The organism is Paenibacillus sp. ALE3, from assembly GCF_054113405.1.
In genome coordinates this window covers 3,288,082-3,305,553 of record NZ_CM134214.1, presented here as the reverse complement: position 1 = coordinate 3,305,553, position 17,472 = coordinate 3,288,082, and the positions used below count along the sequence as shown (strand labels likewise).

Here is a 17,472-nt window from a genome sequence, read left to right as displayed (position 1 = left end):
TGTGACATGCTCCTGTGAATTTTGACACAGCAAATTGTCGTTTTTCTTGATTATTTGGTGGGATGTCTTTATAATCATTTTGTTTGCAAGAATGAATAGCGATTAGCGTATGGAATAAGGAGGTTATTTATTTTGGGAAAAGCATTGATTATTGGCGCCGGTGGCGTGGCCAGCGTTGTGGTGCATAAATGTTGCCAAAACCCAGATGTATTTGAAGAAATTTGTATCGCAAGCAGAACTGTTGAGAAATGCGATGCGCTTAAAGAGAAGCTGGGTGGAGGTCGTACGAAGATCCAAACGGCTCAGCTTGATGCTGACAACACCGACATGGTCATTGACTTGATTCGAAGCTTTCAACCGGATGTAGTTATCAATGTGGCTCTCCCTTATCAGGATTTGACGATAATGGATGCTTGCCTTGAGACAGGTGTTCATTACGTTGATACGGCGAACTATGAACCGCCGGATACGCCGAAGTTTGAATACAGCTGGCAATGGGCCTACAAAGAAAGATTCGAAAAAGCAGGAATTACAGCTCTGTTGGGCAGCGGTTTTGATCCAGGCGTGACTGGAGTATTTACGGCATATGCTCAAAAGCACTATTTTGATGAAATTCATACGATTGATATTGTGGATGCAAATGCAGGGGACCACGGATATCCTTTTGCAACTAACTTTAATCCGGAAATCAATATTCGTGAAATTACAGCGAAAGGCCGTTACTTTGAAAACGGAGAATGGATTGAAACTGAGCCACTTTCTGAGAAAAAAGTATACGACTTGCCTGAAATTGGACCGAAAAATATATATCTTTTGTATCATGAGGAACTGGAATCTCTTGCAGTGAATATTAAAGGCGTGAAAAAAATCCGCTTCTGGATGACGTTCTCGGACAATTATCTGAATCATTTGAACGTACTTCAAAACGTAGGCATGACTTCGATCGAGCCTATTGATTATGAAGGACAACAAATCATTCCACTGCAATTCCTGAAAGCTATTTTGCCGGACCCGGCTTCTCTGGGACCAAGAACAAAAGGCAAAACAAACATTGGCTGCATCATCCAAGGCGTGAAAGATGGAAAGCCAAAAACCTATTATGTTTACAACGTTTGTGATCATGAGGAATGTTATGCAGAGGTTGGCTCCCAAGCCATTTCTTATACAACAGGTGTTCCTGCCATGATCGGTGCAATGCTTATCATCAAAGGTCTCTGGAAAAAGCCAGGCGTTTACAACGTTGAGGAATTCGATCCAGATCCATTCATGGAAGCACTAAATAAACACGGATTGCCATGGCAAGAGAACTTTTCGCCAACGTTGCTTGATTGAGGTCTGCGATGAATATTGATATTACCGGACTCCCATCACCTTGTTATCTTGTTGACGAAAGACTTCTTGTCAAAAACCTTGAGGTTTTGAATTCCGTACAAGAGCGGACAGGTTGCAGTATTCTGCTTGCTCTTAAGGGATTTTCGATGTTTTCGACCTTTCCTCTGGTTGGCAAATACTTAAAAGGCGTAACCTCCAGTTCGTTGTTCGAGGCAAGACTCGGTCGCGAAAAAATGGACAAGGAGGTTCACGTATACGCACCTGCTTATGTTGACAGTGAATTTGATGAGCTATTGGAGTATGTTGACCATATTGTTTTCAACTCCTTTGATCAACTGAACCGCTTCAAAAGCAGAGTGCAAGGCGTAACTTCCAAAAAAATCGATATCGGCATTCGAGTGAATCCGGAATATTCGGAAATCGAAACGCCGCTGTATGATCCTTGCTACAACAACTCCAGAATGGGTGTGACTCTGGCTAACTTTAGACCTGAGGATCTGGATGGCGTGGACGGTATTCATTTTCATACGATGTGTGAACAGAATTCAGATACGCTGGAGCGCACTATTAAAGTCGTGGATGAGAAATTCGGGCCATACATTAAGCAAATGAAATGGCTCAATTTTGGCGGCGGTCACCATATTACCAGAGAAGACTATGATCTGGACACACTGGTACGCTGTATCCAATATTTTCAGGATAAATACGGTGTGCAAGTTTATCTTGAGCCAGGCGAAGCTATCGCTCTGAACACCGGATATCTGGTTGCAACCGTATTGGATACGATGAAAAACGGAATGGACATTGCCATTCTGGATACTTCGGCTGAATGTCATATGCCTGATGTGCTGGCTATGCCTTACCGCCCGAATATCATTGGTGCTGGCAAGCCTGGGGAGTATGCACATACTTACAGACTTGGAGGGCTTACGTGCTTGGCTGGAGATGTGATTGGTGACTATTCCTTTAAAGAGCCATTGAAGCCGGGAGACAAGCTTGTATTCTGCGACATGGCCCATTACACGATGGTCAAAAACCATATGTTCAACGGAGTCAACCTGCCAGCCATCGCCAGCTACAACGACGAAGAAGGCATCAAGGTAATCCGTCAGTTCTCCTACGAGGACTTTAGCTCGCGTTTGTCGTAAGGAGTAGGCAGAATTAAATGAACTGAGTTTAACGAAGATATGACTCAACTACAAAAGCCTCGCCCCTTTAAGAAAGGGTGAGGCTTTTTGGTGTAGTTAGGGATATTTTAGTTTTTATATGAGCCTATTGCATGTATCAATACGACAACAGGCATTAAATAACGATTCACAACTTGAAAAGTTACATAAATTTAGTAAGTCTACCTTACAGCTTCAGATGAGACTTTATAGTCAAATATATGTCCTCCAGGTTGAATTCCTGGAAAAACCTCGACGGCTAGGTAGTATTCTTTACCTTTTTCAAGTTCTACATCTAAAGAATATTGACCATCTCTTGAACGTTTCATTTTTCTGCCATTATTATCGTAAACAGTCATTTGCAACCAGGAATCAGAATATCTGTCTCCCTGAATTGTAAAATGAACTTTTTGCGATTCAAAAGCCTTAATTCTATATACATCGTAGGCTTCCCAGACTCCAGGCACACCCTCTGCACCAAGTCTTCCGATAACAGCGTCACCTATAAAATAGTAGTTAGCCTGTTCAAAACTATCATTTGGTTCCTGTTCATGATATTCAAGTACAGAGGAAGGAGTTAAGCCGTTTGTAGCGGGTGCTGCTTCTTGAGCTTCTTGAGCAGATGCAACAGCGGTGAATGTGCTTAATAGAAGTGCAAGACCTAGTGTAGAAAAAACTGCCTTTTTCATTTAATCATCTCTTCCTTATTTTATTTTGGGATTTATATGTTATGTATTACTAATCCCATCCAGTATTATATAGTGTATTCCAATAAATTGGAATAAAAATGGAATAATAAACGAAAATATATATATTTTTGTCACAATTATGTGTTTTTACAAATTTATTCACCTAATTCGACATAGAAATTGGCCAACCTACTGTATAATATAAAATTTCATCCTAATATGCTTTCATGAAAAGGGGCATTCTATTTTAGGGGTAACAAAAGCTATGTTATACTCAATAATTGGAGGTGAGAAAATGTTCGACCCGACCGTTTTTGATAATTTAAAAGTAGCTATGGAAAATGCGGTTTACGATCTGGATAATTTGGATTCACGTATTAACATTACGCAGCGAATCGATAGATTGGAGATGTCGGTAATGTCGCGTGAATTTGGCGTACAGTTCAGTCTGAGAGAACAGCCAGGTGTGACGGCAGAGCTTCAACTAAAGATGGATTTAAACAACCTGGCTGCAGAAATTTTGGAAATAGAAGAGCAAACGCCGGGGTGCAGTTTGTTGCTGTATTTTAATATGAAGATTCGAGAGATGGAGACACAATGCAGCCGGATTGAAAATTTACTGGCCGAAATTTGGAAGCCTGAACTTCGACCAGTACAGACGCTAAGTCAGATTTACGGAGAGAAGACATCTACATACCATAATAGGATTGAACTCCGATTTTCCAGGCAAATTAACGAAGATCAGATGGAGGATATTCCAGAGTTGTTGGAACATATGTTGCTGACACTTACGGAATTAAACAAGATCTAAACATCCCTCTTCCTCTTAATAAAAACAGCCTGTCATTTGGGGAATTTAGAAGTAAAGGAGCAGGGATATATGATAAATGAACACGATTTTTCTGAAATATACGCGATTATGGAGTCTTCTTTTCCAGCATCAGAATGCAGGACGTTTGAGGCTCAAAAGGCTTTGCTAAAACATCCTAGCTATCGCATCATGACTGAAAAGAATGAGCAGGGAAACATAGTGGCTTTCTTGGCTGGTTGGGAATTCGCGCATTTTCGGTTTGTAGAGCATATTGCGGTGGATTCCCGTATACGAGGTGGCGGATTAGGCAAAAAGCTTATGAGTAGGTTTGTCTCACGGTCTGATCAGCCGGTAGTGCTAGAGGTTGAGCCGCCAGTGGATGAATGGTCACGAAGAAGAATCGGTTTTTACGAACGATTGGGGTTCCATTTGAACCATTTTGAATATGTACAGCCCCCTCTAAGAGAAGGACAGGCGGATCTGCGGCTTCAAATTATGAGCTATCCAGATGCGTTGGCTGAATCGGCGTTTGCTCCTTTTAAAGAGATTTTATATACCGAGGTTTATGGGCTTAAATAAGAGACTAGACAGTTAGTAGATAAAAGTAAAAGGCTCTGCTTGTGCCGTATGGATACGGGAGCGGAGCCTTTGCTCTAAAAAGTTAAAGGGTGCTTCATTAGTATGAATGTTTAGTCCATATCATCACAAATTCCTTCTCCCCAGTTTCGGCATCCACAGATTCCGCTTGAATGGTAAATCCATTTTTAGTATAAAAGTTAAATGCTTTCGTGTTGGACTGATACACCTTTAATTGAATTTCGTCATGATGCTTCTTAACCCAATCTAATAGTAGCTTTCCATAGCCTTTTCTTTGAGAATCAACACGTATAAACAGAGCAGCCAAGTATCCATCCAACATGGAAACGAAGCCGCCAATCGTATGATCATCCTGTATGATAACGTAGTTTTGAGCGAGGGGAAGGTACTTGTTCTCCATCTCGGCAGCTTGAGATTTCCAATACTGTGGAGCAATAAAATGATGGGCTTCTACAGAAGCATCCAGCCAGATGGCTACCAGTTCTTTCAACTCTTCTACTTTCACAGGTCTAATCGACATTGTAACGCCTCTTTTCACATTATGTAATCTTATCTATATTAAGTATGATACTGAAATAAAAAAGACCGTCCGTGGACGGTCTTTCTACCCGTGGCGCTTAATTAAAGCCTTGATCCGTATCCCGCGCCTCCGTCAACTCTGTAAATTAGAGAATAACGGACCGGGTAAGGGATACGCTCAACATGTGATTATTGATGTTGACGCACCTCCTTTCCTGATGCGTTCATCTTACCATATCTGGTTGGTGGTATCCAGTGATTTTATTATATTTGCTAGTATTATTCATAGAAAATATAATATAAAAATGGCTTGCTTTTAAATTCTATGCAAGATATAATCTTAATTACGGTGATTAAAAAAATTGCCATCAATACATAGTATGCGGTCGTGGCGGAATTGGCAGACGCGCACGGTTCAGGTCCGTGTGGGCTAACCCCCCGTGGAGGTTCGAGTCCTCTCGACCGCATTATACCTAACAATTACAGGTTCTTGGATTGGCTGAATGCCTCCAAGAGCCTGTTTTTATATGGTTAAGATGCGTGCTATTAAACAGCCATTTTATTTATGCTGGAATATATATTTAATATAATCTTTTGCACTCTGGTTAATGTCTTCATCACTTGCTTGAAACGAGGCTCCGAAGACAGCGAAATAGGGTAATGTTACGGCGCCCACATGTACTGCGCTTGCTTTAAAAGGGGCTATAACTTCATCTACCGTAAATGTAACGGAACCCGTAGATAAGTAGTTTTCTTTTTTATCGCCAATCGACATGGCGATCCCTAGCTTCTTTCCTTTTAACTTATCACCTTTTGAACCATAAGCCCATCCATGGGCAAAAACATCATCAAACCACTTTTTTAATAAAGGAGGGTAACTATACCAGTATAAAGGGAACTGAAATATGATATTGCTGTGTACTTCAAGTAACTTTTGTTCTTTCAAAACATCAATGTTCCAGTTGGGATACTCTTTATAAATTTCATGAATTGTCAAATCATTGGTATATTGAAGTAATTCTTGTTTCCATCTTTGATTTACTCTGGAATCTTCAATATTCGGATGTGCTAAAATCACGAGAGTCTTCATTATAAATCACCTTTCTTACATCGCATCATTTGCTTTTTGTGGATACGTATTATTATTCTGTAAGCTATAAAAAAAGTAAATACACACAATAAAGTAATATAGTTACTTGAAAGTGTACATGGTACTTAGAATGAAGATATGTGATTATAAAATGAATTCGATAAACTTAGTTATTTTAGTCTCGAAGAGGTGGTCGTATGAAACAATATAATTTAGGCATAGAAGCAACACTGGAGATCATCGGAGGTAAGTGGAAATCCTTAATCATATGCTTATTAATGTCTGGTAGAAAGAGGACCAGTGAATTACAGCGTAGTATTGCAGGCATTTCTCAAAAGGTTCTTATACAGCAACTTCGTGAACTTGAGAAGGATGGAATCATAGGCAGACATGTGTATAATCAAATGCCTCCAAAAGTGGAGTATTATATAACGGAGTATGGAATTACAGCAAATGAAATTATTGATTTAATGTGTACCTGGGGAAGGACTAATATCAAAATAAGACGAGAGCAAGGAGAAGATGTGATATTGCTAGAAAATAAGTCCAAATGAATATTGGAGTAAAAGAGCGCTGTAGACTATGATGTTTACGGCGATTTTCTTTTTGGCGTAGAGTCGCAGCTCGGGGATATCTGTATCATAGTATTTGATCACTTACCTTCAAGACTATGTTATATGTTGAGCCGCAAGCTGATTTGTAATATAGTTATGACTGGACAACCATTCCATCAATATTAAATGAATGCCAAAGTAGGGGGACCCTTGCAATGATTATTAAACCGAAAATTCGTGGTTTCATATGTACGACTGCGCATCCTGCAGGATGTGCGGCTCACGTTAATCGTCAAATCGACTACATCAAAGACAGCACGGGATTACAAGGAGCTAAAAAGGTACTTGTGATCGGAGCATCCACAGGTTATGGACTGGCTTCCCGCATTGCTGCGAGCTTCGGTATGGGAGCTGACACCGTAGGAGTATCCTTTGAACGTCCTGCTTCAGAGGGGCGCACGGCTTCGGCAGGCTGGTACAATACAGTGGCCTTTGGAAGAGCAGCCAGAGCGGCTGGCTACATAGCGGAGAGCATTAATGGAGATGCTTTTTCCCATGAAATTAAGCAGGAGACGTTGAAGCTGGTCAAAGAAAAGCTGGGCAAGGTAGACCTGATTGTATATAGTGTCGCCTCACCGCGACGGACACATCCTGATACGGGAGAAACCTTTAATTCCGTTCTCAAGCCCATTGGACAGCCGTTTACGAATAAAACGGTGAATACGAACACAGGTGTTGTGTCGGAAATTACGCTTGAACCAGCAACGCAGGAGGAGATTGATAACACCATCACGGTCATGGGTGGCGAGGATTGGTCCCTGTGGTTAAAAGCGTTGGAAGAAGCCGACCTGCTGGCTGAAGGGGTAACCACACTGGCTTACTCGTATATTGGTCCTGAGATTACGGAGGCTATTTATCGTAAAGGAACCATTGGCCAAGCTAAAAATGATTTGGAAGCCACAGCACATACGTTAACAAAGCAACTGGAGCGTTATCGTGGGAAGGCCTACGTTTCAGTGAATAAAGCTTTGGTTACACAATCCAGTTCGGCTATACCTGTTGTGCCTCTGTATATTTCCTTACTGTTTAAGGTCATGAAAGAAAAGGGACTGCACGAGGGTTGTATTGAGCAGGCGCAACGTCTGTTCGAGACGTTATACAGTGGATCCACTGTGGAAACGGACGAAGAAGGACGCATTCGTCTGGACAACTGGGAAATGAGAGAGGATGTGCAGCAAGCTGTTAAAGCGGCTTGGTCTGAGATCACTACCGAAAACGTATCCGAACTGGGTGATCTTGAACAATACCGTCTGGATTTCCTTCAATTGTTTGGATTCGGATTTGATGAAATTGATTATGAATTGGACATTGATCCAGAAGTTCACACGAATTAAGTAAAATAGGTTCCAAGTCAAAAACGGGTACTCTCAAGCTGCGATGGCTTGTGAGACCCGTTTTTTATGTATGCAGGCAAATAAAAATGGGTTGGTTCACCAACAAATTTCATCGAGAATTAGACGTAGAAAGCGACTTCCGGTGCAGCAAGCGAAAAACGGCAATAGTAATGATAATCCCTGCAATGCCAAAAACCGTGACAGAAGTCAGTGCGCGATAAGCTTGCCAGCCGAACAAAAAAGCAATCCCACTGCCAAACGTTGTACCTGCCAGTAACCCGAGTGCGCAGGCAATGTCCGTTCCAAATTTCATAATCATGTTCCTTTCGAATGGTTGAATTGAATAGTAACTTGTACGTTTTTTCTGGACTTGTACCTACACTTGTGCGTACAATTAAATAGTAATCGTTTTCAAACAGAATCTATTTATTAGTATGGATCATTCTTGTACAAATTATTCCTTTTTCAGGAGGCTTATGAAATGAATATGAATGAGCAAATCAAACTGTGGAACGAAGAGGCGCAGGCCAGTAACGCTGATCATCCTCACCGAAAGGTTGAATTGTTTATCGAGGTACGGGATGGAGCACTTGAATCCATTGCTTCTTATTTAATTCAACAGAATTATCGGCATGTCACTCTGGTAGAGGATGAGCATACTTCAGCGGCAGCAGGGAAAAAAGTAGCTGAATTCATCCGTGAAGCAGGTTTGACAGTTGATGTAGTTCGGCTGCCTCCGAATGCGGTAGGGGATGTTATTGCTGATGAAACTTATATTATGAAGGTTCTGCTGGGTGTGGCGGATCAAAGTCAGGCTGTGCTTGCTGTAGGGTCCGGTACAATTCACGATCTGGTTCGCTTTGTGTGCTATAAAATGAATCGTCCGTTCTTGTCAGTCCCAACAGCTGCCTCCGTAGATGGTTTTACCTCCGCTGGTGCCCCATTAATTATAGATGGCAGCAAGCAGACGTTTCAAGCCGTCCCGCCAGAGGCGATCTTCGCTGACTTGTCCGTATTGGCGAGGGCCCCTCAAACGATGACTGCTGCGGGTTTTGGCGATATGCTCGGTAAGTTTACCTCATTAGCAGACTGGCATGTGTCCAGAGATTTGGGAAACGAGCCGTATTCACCTGTGGCTAACCGAATTACCGAGGAGGCTTTACGTGCCTGTGTAGAGCATGTTGATGAGATTGCGGCAGGCAGCAAGACAGGTGTCGAGGTGTTGATGAATGCGCTGATTGCATCCGGTATTTCGATGTTGATGATTGATCATTCCCGCCCTGCATCAGGTGGAGAGCATCATATTTCTCACCGAATTGAGATGGATTTTATTGCAGAGGGGCGCAAGCAAGTTTTGCATGGTGCCAAAGTGGGCGTTGCCTCTGCTTTACTGTCTGATATGTACAGGGAATTGGCTGCCAATCAGGATGTGGAGGCTTTTAAAGTATATCGGACTTTGCCTACATCGGAACAGATGCGTGCATGGCTAGCTCAGGTTGGAGGTCCGTCTACCATTGCCGATCTGGGGGTTACGCAGGAACAGCTTGATCGTGCTTTGCGTACGGCACATACTTTGCGTGATCGCTATACCGGACTCAAGTATATGAATGAACACCAGTTGCTCCGTTCGTAATGTGTGTTACACCTACACCAGAGTCCTTTAGATACTCAGTCTAAGCATGGGAAGGGATTTGTGAATGGCTTTACGCCTCCAGCAGCTATACAACGATATCCTGCTCCTGTAACATTTGTATGTACAAATGGACGATATGTTATAATCGGAATACGAATAGGTACATGATATGGCAAGTACGGAGGAAATTATGGCGCCCAAATATATACAAGTTAAACAGGAAATTTTATCATGGATTCATTCATGCAAACTGGAGCCGCAAAGCCAGCTTCCTTCTGAACATGAAATGTCTGAACAATTTGCAGTTAGTCGGCAAACGGTGCGTCAGGCCCTGGGTGAGCTGGTACAGGAAGGTTGGCTGTTTCGCATACAGGGCAAGGGAACCTTTGTCGCAACACGGGATCATAAGGAACCCGAAGATCCACGGACAATTGGAGTCGTTACAACCTATATATCGGATTATATTTTTCCATCCATTGTACAAGGAATTGAATCCAAGCTAAGCCGGCAGGGCTACAAGCTACTGCTATCAAGTACAGGTAATGACCCTGAACAAGAACGTCAGTGCTTGGAAATGCTGCTGAGTCAACCACTGAGTGGAATTATTATTGAGCCGACCAAAAGCGGGGAACGTAATCCCAATTTGAACTATTATTTAACCGTGGAAAATCGCCAAATCCCTTATTTAATGATCAATGCGCGTTATGAGGAGATGGACGCACCTTGTCTGCGTTTGGATGATGAGAAGGGTGGTTTTTTGGCAGCAGAGCATTTGATCAAGTTGGGGCATCGGCGATTGGCTGGTTTTTTCAAAACCGATGATATGCAAGGAATTCTGCGGATGAAGGGATTTGTAGCTGCTCACCGTAAATATGGAGTGACCTTACATCCGAACGCAGTAACGACGTACCGGACTGAAGAAAAAAATGAGCTTCCGTTACAACGCGCATCGCAGCTGCTGGCGATGGAGGCAGGGGAACGTCCGACCGGATGGGTGACCTATAATGATGAACTGGCGGTGCGGCTACTGGATATTGTACGTTCGGCGGACCTGAGCATTCCCCAAGATCTATCGCTGGTTGGGTTTGATGATTCATTTTTGGCGACAGCCACGGAAATCAAACTTACAACCATTCGGCACCCCAAGGAAGAATTGGGGTTACGTGCCGCTGATACCATGCTATCGATGATTAAAGAGAAGGGGTATCGTGAAGAAGATCGTCAGTGGATTATACCTCCAGAGTTGATTGTACGCGAATCCACGGGACCAGCTCAGGCAATGTCTGGAGGATTTTGAAATGGGGCTATCAATCGTTTGGGTTCAACGCTGAATTTTGAATGGCATGCTACTCGCCATACCGAAAAGCCTGTTTTCTGGATTGCAGAAAATGGGCTTTTTTTTCTATACATTTTTGAAAATGTATACATAAACCTATCAAAAATACTTAAAAAAGCTGGTTGAGTTGTACGTACAAGTGTGTGATGAGAGTGGTAACAGAAATGAAAGTAAGAAGAGTGACCTAAATATATTAGGAGCATTAAATCAGGACATTTGGGAGGACAGACTGGCAGCCGTGGCTGCAGGAGCTGAAGCTGGAGAGTACGACAATATCGTCGAAGCAGCACGCCATATGGCACGTGTACGGGACGAGAGCTTCAGACCGATTCCTGAGAACGCTGCCGTCTATAATAAGCTCTATGAGGAATATAGCCGTCTTCACGACTACTTTGGATGTGGGGGCAACCCGGTTATGAAAAAGCTGAAGGCTATCAAGGCAGAAGCTGGACGTTCAACTGAAGCGGCAAGCGCTCATTCCTAAGAAGTATATAAATTATAAGCAAGAAGCATTTAAATTTTGCTATCTAAAAAGCACAGTACACCGAGGAATCGGCAGACTGTGCTTTTTTGCTTTTATATTCTGTGAATCACATGATGTGAAAGCCTTATGCATGAAAGATGGTAATGCGTTCCTTTCAAAGACTTTCATGAAAAATTCAATCGTTTTGTTTTAAAGGACATTTTTACTTTTTCAGCATGGCATCAGCAAACAAAATGGATTTTGGAATACGGAAAAACTGTTCCGCCTGATCCTGGAAAGTTTGCGAAGGAACGGTACCCTGATGCAACCATTTCCGAAATGTACCGGGGTGAACGCCAATCCAATGACTGACATCAGTCACCGAAATATCATGTACCATGCACAAACCCGCCAAAATCCGGTTTTTAACTGGAGAACGAGTTACAGTCCGTTTCATAAAACGGGACGGCGATGGTTGACAAATGAGCGGTGAACGCCGGACAACCTCTTCATTAAATAGAATATGGTGCGGATAACCAAGTGTGTTACACGTCTTTTCCAGATTAGTGTTGCCGGGAATACGACCTTCATATACCCACGCGCTGACGCTGCGAGAGGAGATGGAAAGCTCCTCGGCAAGTTGGGACAGTTTAATGTCATTAGCCATCAAAACGGCAAGCAGAACGCGATTGCGTACTTGACAGCGTGTTGGTTTGCGAAAACGTTTGACACGCACGCCTTTTCCCAAATATTTGCGATTGATCAGAGACCACGCCTGAATGGAATGTTTGTCTTGTTGTTTAGGCATATACCCTCCGATTTTTTTAAACACATACTACTATACCCGAAGGGGGCTTTGCAAGTGACTCTTCTCCTGATTTTCTTTTAATCCCATGGGCTTAACCGGTTTATGGAAAATAAGGTCCATTTGGCCTATAAAAATGGAAGTTTAAGGTGTCGATATATTAAAATGTGACATTTTTTATGGAAATGGAGGTAATATGTTCTTCTCTTACGATTGTGAGGATGTCAGAGAGAAAAGTGGGTTTTTGTAGCCCAGCATGCATTTTTTGACGAGAAAAGGGAGGTTATACAGCTAGATGATTTGTAAAAAGGTAATGGTATGGTTTCTGACGGCACTTTTGGCAACAAACGCTTTGCTATGCTTGCCTGGTGTAGCAGGAGCGGAAAAACAAGACTTAAGTGATGGGGTGCAGCAAGCTCAAGCAGATTCGGAACAGAAGGAACAGGCGCTCACGAATGAAACAGTTTCTTTTGAACCGCCAACTTCTGCAACAAACAGCGTTTATAACGCACTCATGATGAGCTTGGCAGCGGTAGAGTATACGTCGATCATAATTGATCCTGGAGAAAGTTATGAATTTCAGAATACAGATACAGTTAGCAAATCTATATACAGCAAAAAGATGTTATAAGTAAATGTAATTGCTTTACAGCAGGTACGAAGGTTCAAACAGACGAAAGGGAGAAGAATATCGAAGACGTTGAGGTCGGAGATAGGATTCTTTCCAAAGATGAGGCAACGGGTAAGGTAGCTTATAAAGAGGTTACGGCTACGTTTATCACAAGACGCATGAGATTTACCAAATTAAAGTGGGTAACCAAGTCATTGAATCGACCTTCAATCATCCTTTCTATGTGGAAGGCAAGGGATGGAAGTTCGTCAAAGATCTTAAAATCGGTGACTTGCTTGTTCAGAGTGACGGGAATACACTCAAGATAGACAGCATTAAAGTGGAACACAAGCACGTCACGGTTTACAACATGACGGTTGATGAGTACCATACCTACTTTGTAAGTGACCTTAATATTTGGGTTCATAATATAGGTGCGTGTGGATACACCAGTATTAAGAGTAAAGGATTTAACAAATCGTACGATAACTTTCTAAAAATATACAAGGAAAGGCAGATGCGGCTTTTAAACAATTCAAGCAGTATCCGGACCATCCAAGTCTGAATTTTGAGTACCTAAATGGTGCTCCAAGTGGTAGAAAGTATGTGTCTGCCCGAGTTGATGGTTCTTATCGGGCTTATGGAATAATTCGAGAAAACGGTGTGAGTGGCTTGGAATAAACAACCACGACTACAAGGCCGTCATTAGGGAATTAAAGGCTGCTTTTTGAGTGTAAGGAGGAGTCTTATGGGATGGAAACATATTGTTCTAGAGGCAAGTTGTTTCTATGAAGACAATGAAGAGAATCATGGTTCAAAATGCTGTAAGGGAAATATAGGTGTTCACTGTTTAACTTACAACCAAGATGGTCATCAAATTTGTCCCAATTTGGTTTTCGGTAAAAGTAGGACATCGGTTATTGCAACCGATAAAGATGGTAATGCTGTGGATTCTTCTACGTTTTGGACGGACGAAAAATTAAGTCCTGAAGAATGGGTGAGAATAGAAGAAGAATGGCTAGATGAGAAGAGAAGGCTAATGAATATGGATGGTAAGTAATGGGATTCAATAAAAAGTTTGGATAAGAGAAAGACCGAGAGTATACCATTTCAAGGTCTTTACTTTTACCCCCACCCAGTGTCGAATGAATTGGGCGGCTAAGTCCAAACGAATTTAACTCTCATGACTCCCGTAGCCTGTACACTATACCAGATAGTTTCGTGTTATGGTCTTTTTTATTATTACTTCTTGACTGATAATAAATCTATGATCCTGACCAAATATTCCAATGCAATTTCAATATATTGACCCTAGGACAGGTAAAACTACACCGGTTCACTATTAATTCAAATGAATAGGATGATGAATTTGGAAATAAATCTTAAACGGCCTTATGGTGTGTGATTAAGCATAATATGTCAACGGAGAATATTGCTGACTTGATAAGCTTATTCATTGAAAAGGAATCAATTATATTATTTTCCTTTTACGAAAGGAACATGAATTTATTTGATGTGAATACACAGAATTTTATCTCAGAGAGGTGTGTTTTTGTGAATTCCGAGTGGGTGTTGCCATGGAAGGAATATATACCTCATTGGAATGAACCGAACCAGACACCGCCGAAAATAATGTGGTTTTCAGTGATTCAAAAAAAAGATATTATTAAAGCAATTGAAATTGATCATTTATTTAGATGTATTGTCTTAAAAAAGGATTCAGATCTTAAACAACATTTCAATGTTTTATTCCATCAGGAATATTATCCGTCTAGTGATGAGGATGACTATGAATATTTTTTAGGATTTACAAATAAGAATTTGTTTCTTGCTAATTATCTGGATAAAGTTAAAAAGAGGTTTGAGGTATCATTAATAGAATAGACAATATGGAAAGACCTTGGGAAGCGGCAATCCACTAAGCTTTCTTTTATATCACCCCCTAATACCAAACCAAGTAAATACAGATATCACTGTATCTATCTCCAAGCACCTTACCTTCATTTCCTTCCAGTAGGCTCTAGGCTCCATCAAAAGAATCTACTACCCCTTGAATTCTTCTAAACACAGTCGATTTATTCACAACTTTGTAACTTTCTCTGGCAGGGGGGTTGCGAGATTGTTTTCAAATTGTTTTACTATATTTACCTACTGTAGTCTGGTAATCTATTAATATGTATAGGGGGCCAAAAGACGTCCGGTTCAGTCGGTTGAGATGCGTTTATGTTCTTTATGTTGAGTGAATGTCTATATTGCCATGTCTATATCGTCATGTCTGTATAACTTCATAGACAAGCTAGAGATAGCTCCCGCACATTATAAAATACAGCACAGGATGGTGTAATGAATGAAGCTTTTAAAAGTAAAATGGATGGCTGTATGCTTGATGGCAATCTGTTGTTTGGGTTTGCTAGGTATACATACGAATACAGCGAGTGCACAAGCGCAGGCTCCTTTACTTGGGGTCAATGATGTTTTGCTAGATTCGAATACGATTAAGCCTGTAATGGAAAATGATAAGTTGTATGTCCCTATCGTGACATTGGGGCAAAAGATGGGCATTTCTACTTCTGCCAATGGAAATACATTGGTGCTGACTGGACATAATCGCAGCTTTACGCTGGATTTGAACAAAGGGGATGTGTTTGAGCGGGGAGGACGTACGATGGTGCCAATTCGTACTTTGACCGATGCGTTCGGCTTCACTATTACGATTCCTACGAGTAATTTGTATCGAATTCAGAATGCAAACGCTAGTTTGTCTGATGCTCAGTTCTTGAATACATTCGCGGCAGAAATTAAACAGTACGCAGCTGTCAAGCCAGACAAAGCCAGCAATACAGGCAATACGGGAAATGCCAAGCCTTCCAGCCGCACCATTTATTTGAGCTTCGATGATGGTCCTACAGCGCATACGTCGCAGCTGCTGGATATTCTGGACAAATATAATGCCAAGGCTACGTTTTTCATGCTGGGACCTGAAATTCGCCAACATAGCGCAGTGATGAAGAGAATGGTAGACGCAGGGCATGGTTTGGGCCTACATGGGATGACGCATCAGGTGAAAAAGATCTATGCATCCCCGGCAGCAGCACTGGCAGAGATGAATCAGGATAATGAGATTTTATTTAAGGCCACAGGAAAACGCACTTCTTTGATTCGTACACCTTATGGCAGCAAACCGTATTTGAAGAAAGCATACCGTGATCAACTGACGGGTGCAGGTTATCATATTTGGGACTGGAATATAGATTCCAATGATTGGCGTTATACTAAAAATCCGCAGCATTTTGTACAGACGGTCCTCAGTGATATTAAGAGACTGAAAAAGCAAGGCAGAACACCAGTCGTTCTTATGCATGATAAGCCTTCTACGATCAAGGTGCTTCCACAAATCATGGCGGCCTTGCAGAAAGAAGGATATTCGTTCGAGCCGTTGAATGATAACCTGACTCCGCTTAATTTTTGGAATGATCACCGTTAATAGAATAAACCTAAAAGAAAAGCAGGCTACCCTACTTCAATTTTTTTGAGAGAGGGTGGCCTGTTTTTTATTTTGCAGCTCGTTTTATATGAATCTATGAATTGATATCTATGCACAGGTCATATGACTTTACGGGTAACCACGTCGCTGCATATATTACAATAACCGCCCCGAGAGGAGGAGCAGGTATGAATATTAATCCAAGTATGTTTAGTATGATTTGTGCCACCGCAGGAGCGATTATTACGTTTGCCTTTGGCGGCTGGAATCAGCTTATGGTGCTATTCACGGTTGCCATGGCTGTTGATTATGTAACTGGAGTCGCCGCCGCCGTGAAGACTGGGCAAGGTTTAAGCAGTAAAGCCGGCTTTTGGGGGTTGGCGAGAAAGGCTTTAATGCTCATGGTGATTTCTTTGGCGCATCATGTGGATCTCCTGATGGGTACGGAAATCATGAAAGGGGCGGCAACGTATTTCTATTTATCCAACGAATTGATCTCAATTACGGAAAACTGTTCACGAATGGGTCTGCCGCTTCCACCGAAGCTTAAGAATTTTTTTGCCCTATTAAAGGACAAGGAGTCTGATGGTAAAAATGGTGGAAAAGATCGCTAAGATCACAAAGTTTCTTTCCGTATGTGGGGCGTTATGATAAAATTTTCAAGAGAACATTTTTAAGATAAGGAGCCTATACGCATGATTAAACATATTGTTTTGTTCAAATTGAAAGATCGCTCCCCTGAAAGCATTGAACATACGGCATCTATTTTGCGCAGCATGAATGGCAAGATCAAAGAGCTGCTGTCACTCGAAGTAGGTACGGATGTGATTCGTTCGGAACGTTCTTATGATATTTCTCTTACCGCTGTGGTTGAAACATTGGAAGACTTGCAAACGTATCAGGTACACCCTGTGCATCAGGAAATTATTGTACACATGAATGAAGTGAAGGATGTATCTATCGCAGTTGATTATGAAATCTAAAGCGGT

The 17,472-nt window shown here is 41.8% G+C and carries 19 protein-coding genes, 1 tRNA gene and 2 pseudogenes; 17 read left to right on the top strand and 5 right to left on the bottom strand.

Features of this window, described 5'->3' with window-relative positions; genetic code table 11:
* Window positions 1-132: 132 nt before the first annotated feature.
* On the top strand, window positions 133-1,332 hold the full coding sequence (locus tag ACXHJ2_RS14450; protein ID WP_013370430.1) for a saccharopine dehydrogenase family protein: 1,200 nt from the start codon (window positions 133-135) through the stop codon (window positions 1,330-1,332).
* Between the two features lie 8 nt (window positions 1,333-1,340).
* Window positions 1,341-2,480, top strand: a complete 1,140-nt coding sequence (gene nspC, locus ACXHJ2_RS14445) for a carboxynorspermidine decarboxylase (protein ID WP_013370431.1) — start codon at window positions 1,341-1,343, stop codon at window positions 2,478-2,480.
* A gap of 200 nt (window positions 2,481-2,680) precedes the next feature.
* Here the strand turns inward: nspC and ACXHJ2_RS14440 are convergent, their stop codons facing one another.
* A complete protein-coding gene (locus ACXHJ2_RS14440) occupies window positions 2,681-3,187 on the bottom strand; it encodes a hypothetical protein (RefSeq protein WP_165084199.1) in 507 nt (168 codons plus the stop codon).
* A gap of 295 nt (window positions 3,188-3,482) precedes the next feature.
* Between ACXHJ2_RS14440 and ACXHJ2_RS14435 the strand changes: the two genes are divergently transcribed.
* The gene (locus ACXHJ2_RS14435) at window positions 3,483-3,998 is read left to right on the top strand and encodes a hypothetical protein (protein WP_165084197.1); all 516 of its coding nucleotides are present in this window, start codon (window positions 3,483-3,485) and stop codon (window positions 3,996-3,998) included.
* Between the two features lie 69 nt (window positions 3,999-4,067).
* Entirely contained in the window at window positions 4,068-4,577 is a 510-nt protein-coding gene (locus ACXHJ2_RS14430) for a GNAT family N-acetyltransferase (protein ID WP_049825458.1), read from the top strand.
* A 97-nt stretch (window positions 4,578-4,674) separates the two neighbouring features.
* On the opposite strand, the gene ACXHJ2_RS14425 is transcribed toward ACXHJ2_RS14430, so the two are convergent.
* Window positions 4,675-5,115, bottom strand: a complete 441-nt coding sequence (locus ACXHJ2_RS14425; protein ID WP_064963202.1) for an N-acetyltransferase — start codon at window positions 5,113-5,115, stop codon at window positions 4,675-4,677.
* A gap of 381 nt (window positions 5,116-5,496) precedes the next feature.
* Here ACXHJ2_RS14425 and ACXHJ2_RS14420 point away from each other — a divergent pair.
* A tRNA-Leu gene (locus tag ACXHJ2_RS14420) sits at window positions 5,497-5,581 on the top strand.
* 92 nt (window positions 5,582-5,673) lie between these two features.
* On the opposite strand, the gene ACXHJ2_RS14415 is transcribed toward ACXHJ2_RS14420, so the two are convergent.
* Window positions 5,674-6,204 carry an NAD(P)H-dependent oxidoreductase gene (locus tag ACXHJ2_RS14415; protein WP_045243914.1) on the bottom strand — a complete coding sequence of 177 codons (531 nt, stop codon included), beginning with the start codon at window positions 6,202-6,204 and terminating at the stop codon, window positions 5,674-5,676.
* Window positions 6,205-6,401: 197 nt separating this feature from the next.
* Here ACXHJ2_RS14415 and ACXHJ2_RS14410 point away from each other — a divergent pair, with 197 nt between their 5' ends.
* Both ACXHJ2_RS14410 and fabV read left to right on the top strand, forming a co-directional pair.
* Complete coding sequence (locus tag ACXHJ2_RS14410) at window positions 6,402-6,758, top strand: winged helix-turn-helix transcriptional regulator (protein ID WP_016819684.1); 357 nt, start codon at window positions 6,402-6,404, stop codon at window positions 6,756-6,758.
* A 215-nt stretch (window positions 6,759-6,973) separates the two neighbouring features.
* On the top strand, window positions 6,974-8,152 hold the full coding sequence (gene fabV, locus ACXHJ2_RS14405) for an enoyl-ACP reductase FabV (RefSeq protein ID WP_165084195.1): 1,179 nt from the start codon (window positions 6,974-6,976) through the stop codon (window positions 8,150-8,152).
* Window positions 8,153-8,261: 109 nt separating this feature from the next.
* On the opposite strand, the gene ACXHJ2_RS14400 is transcribed toward fabV, so the two are convergent.
* Window positions 8,262-8,465, bottom strand: a complete 204-nt coding sequence (locus tag ACXHJ2_RS14400; protein ID WP_013370442.1) for a hypothetical protein — start codon at window positions 8,463-8,465, stop codon at window positions 8,262-8,264.
* 168 nt (window positions 8,466-8,633) lie between these two features.
* Between ACXHJ2_RS14400 and ACXHJ2_RS14395 the strand changes: the two genes are divergently transcribed.
* The 3 genes and pseudogenes from ACXHJ2_RS14395 to ACXHJ2_RS14385 all read left to right on the top strand — a co-directional run.
* Entirely contained in the window at window positions 8,634-9,785 is a 1,152-nt protein-coding gene (locus ACXHJ2_RS14395; protein ID WP_165084193.1) for a sn-glycerol-1-phosphate dehydrogenase, read from the top strand.
* A gap of 190 nt (window positions 9,786-9,975) precedes the next feature.
* A complete protein-coding gene (locus ACXHJ2_RS14390; protein WP_058829378.1) occupies window positions 9,976-11,082 on the top strand; it encodes a GntR family transcriptional regulator in 1,107 nt (368 codons plus the stop codon).
* Between the two features lie 274 nt (window positions 11,083-11,356).
* Window positions 11,357-11,605, top strand: a pseudogene (locus ACXHJ2_RS14385) (FGGY-family carbohydrate kinase); the annotation flags it as partial.
* 202 nt (window positions 11,606-11,807) lie between these two features.
* Here ACXHJ2_RS14385 and ACXHJ2_RS14380 read toward each other — a convergent pair.
* A complete protein-coding gene (locus ACXHJ2_RS14380; protein WP_013370447.1) occupies window positions 11,808-12,392 on the bottom strand; it encodes a helix-turn-helix domain-containing protein in 585 nt (194 codons plus the stop codon).
* Window positions 12,393-12,684: 292 nt separating this feature from the next.
* Between ACXHJ2_RS14380 and ACXHJ2_RS14375 the strand changes: the two genes are divergently transcribed.
* The 7 genes and pseudogenes from ACXHJ2_RS14375 to ACXHJ2_RS14345 all read left to right on the top strand — a co-directional run bounded on the left by ACXHJ2_RS14375 (window position 12,685) and on the right by ACXHJ2_RS14345 (window position 17,466).
* On the top strand, window positions 12,685-13,020 hold the full coding sequence (locus ACXHJ2_RS14375) for a hypothetical protein (RefSeq protein ID WP_165084191.1): 336 nt from the start codon (window positions 12,685-12,687) through the stop codon (window positions 13,018-13,020).
* Window positions 12,993-13,564: pseudogene (locus tag ACXHJ2_RS14370) on the top strand (polymorphic toxin-type HINT domain-containing protein). Before ACXHJ2_RS14375 ends, ACXHJ2_RS14370 begins: the two are co-directional and overlap by 28 nt.
* 183 nt (window positions 13,565-13,747) lie before the next feature.
* Window positions 13,748-14,059 carry a hypothetical protein gene (locus tag ACXHJ2_RS14365; protein WP_165084189.1) on the top strand — a complete coding sequence of 104 codons (312 nt, stop codon included), beginning with the start codon at window positions 13,748-13,750 and terminating at the stop codon, window positions 14,057-14,059.
* 494 nt (window positions 14,060-14,553) lie between these two features.
* Window positions 14,554-14,883, top strand: a complete 330-nt coding sequence (locus ACXHJ2_RS14360; protein ID WP_238791147.1) for a hypothetical protein — start codon at window positions 14,554-14,556, stop codon at window positions 14,881-14,883.
* A gap of 463 nt (window positions 14,884-15,346) precedes the next feature.
* On the top strand, window positions 15,347-16,483 hold the full coding sequence (locus ACXHJ2_RS14355) for a polysaccharide deacetylase (RefSeq protein WP_165084187.1): 1,137 nt from the start codon (window positions 15,347-15,349) through the stop codon (window positions 16,481-16,483).
* A 188-nt stretch (window positions 16,484-16,671) separates the two neighbouring features.
* On the top strand, window positions 16,672-17,097 hold the full coding sequence (locus tag ACXHJ2_RS14350) for a phage holin family protein (RefSeq protein WP_013370454.1): 426 nt from the start codon (window positions 16,672-16,674) through the stop codon (window positions 17,095-17,097).
* Window positions 17,098-17,178: 81 nt separating this feature from the next.
* On the top strand, window positions 17,179-17,466 hold the full coding sequence (locus tag ACXHJ2_RS14345) for a Dabb family protein (RefSeq protein WP_013309679.1): 288 nt from the start codon (window positions 17,179-17,181) through the stop codon (window positions 17,464-17,466).
* The last annotated feature ends 6 nt before the right edge of the window (window positions 17,467-17,472 follow it).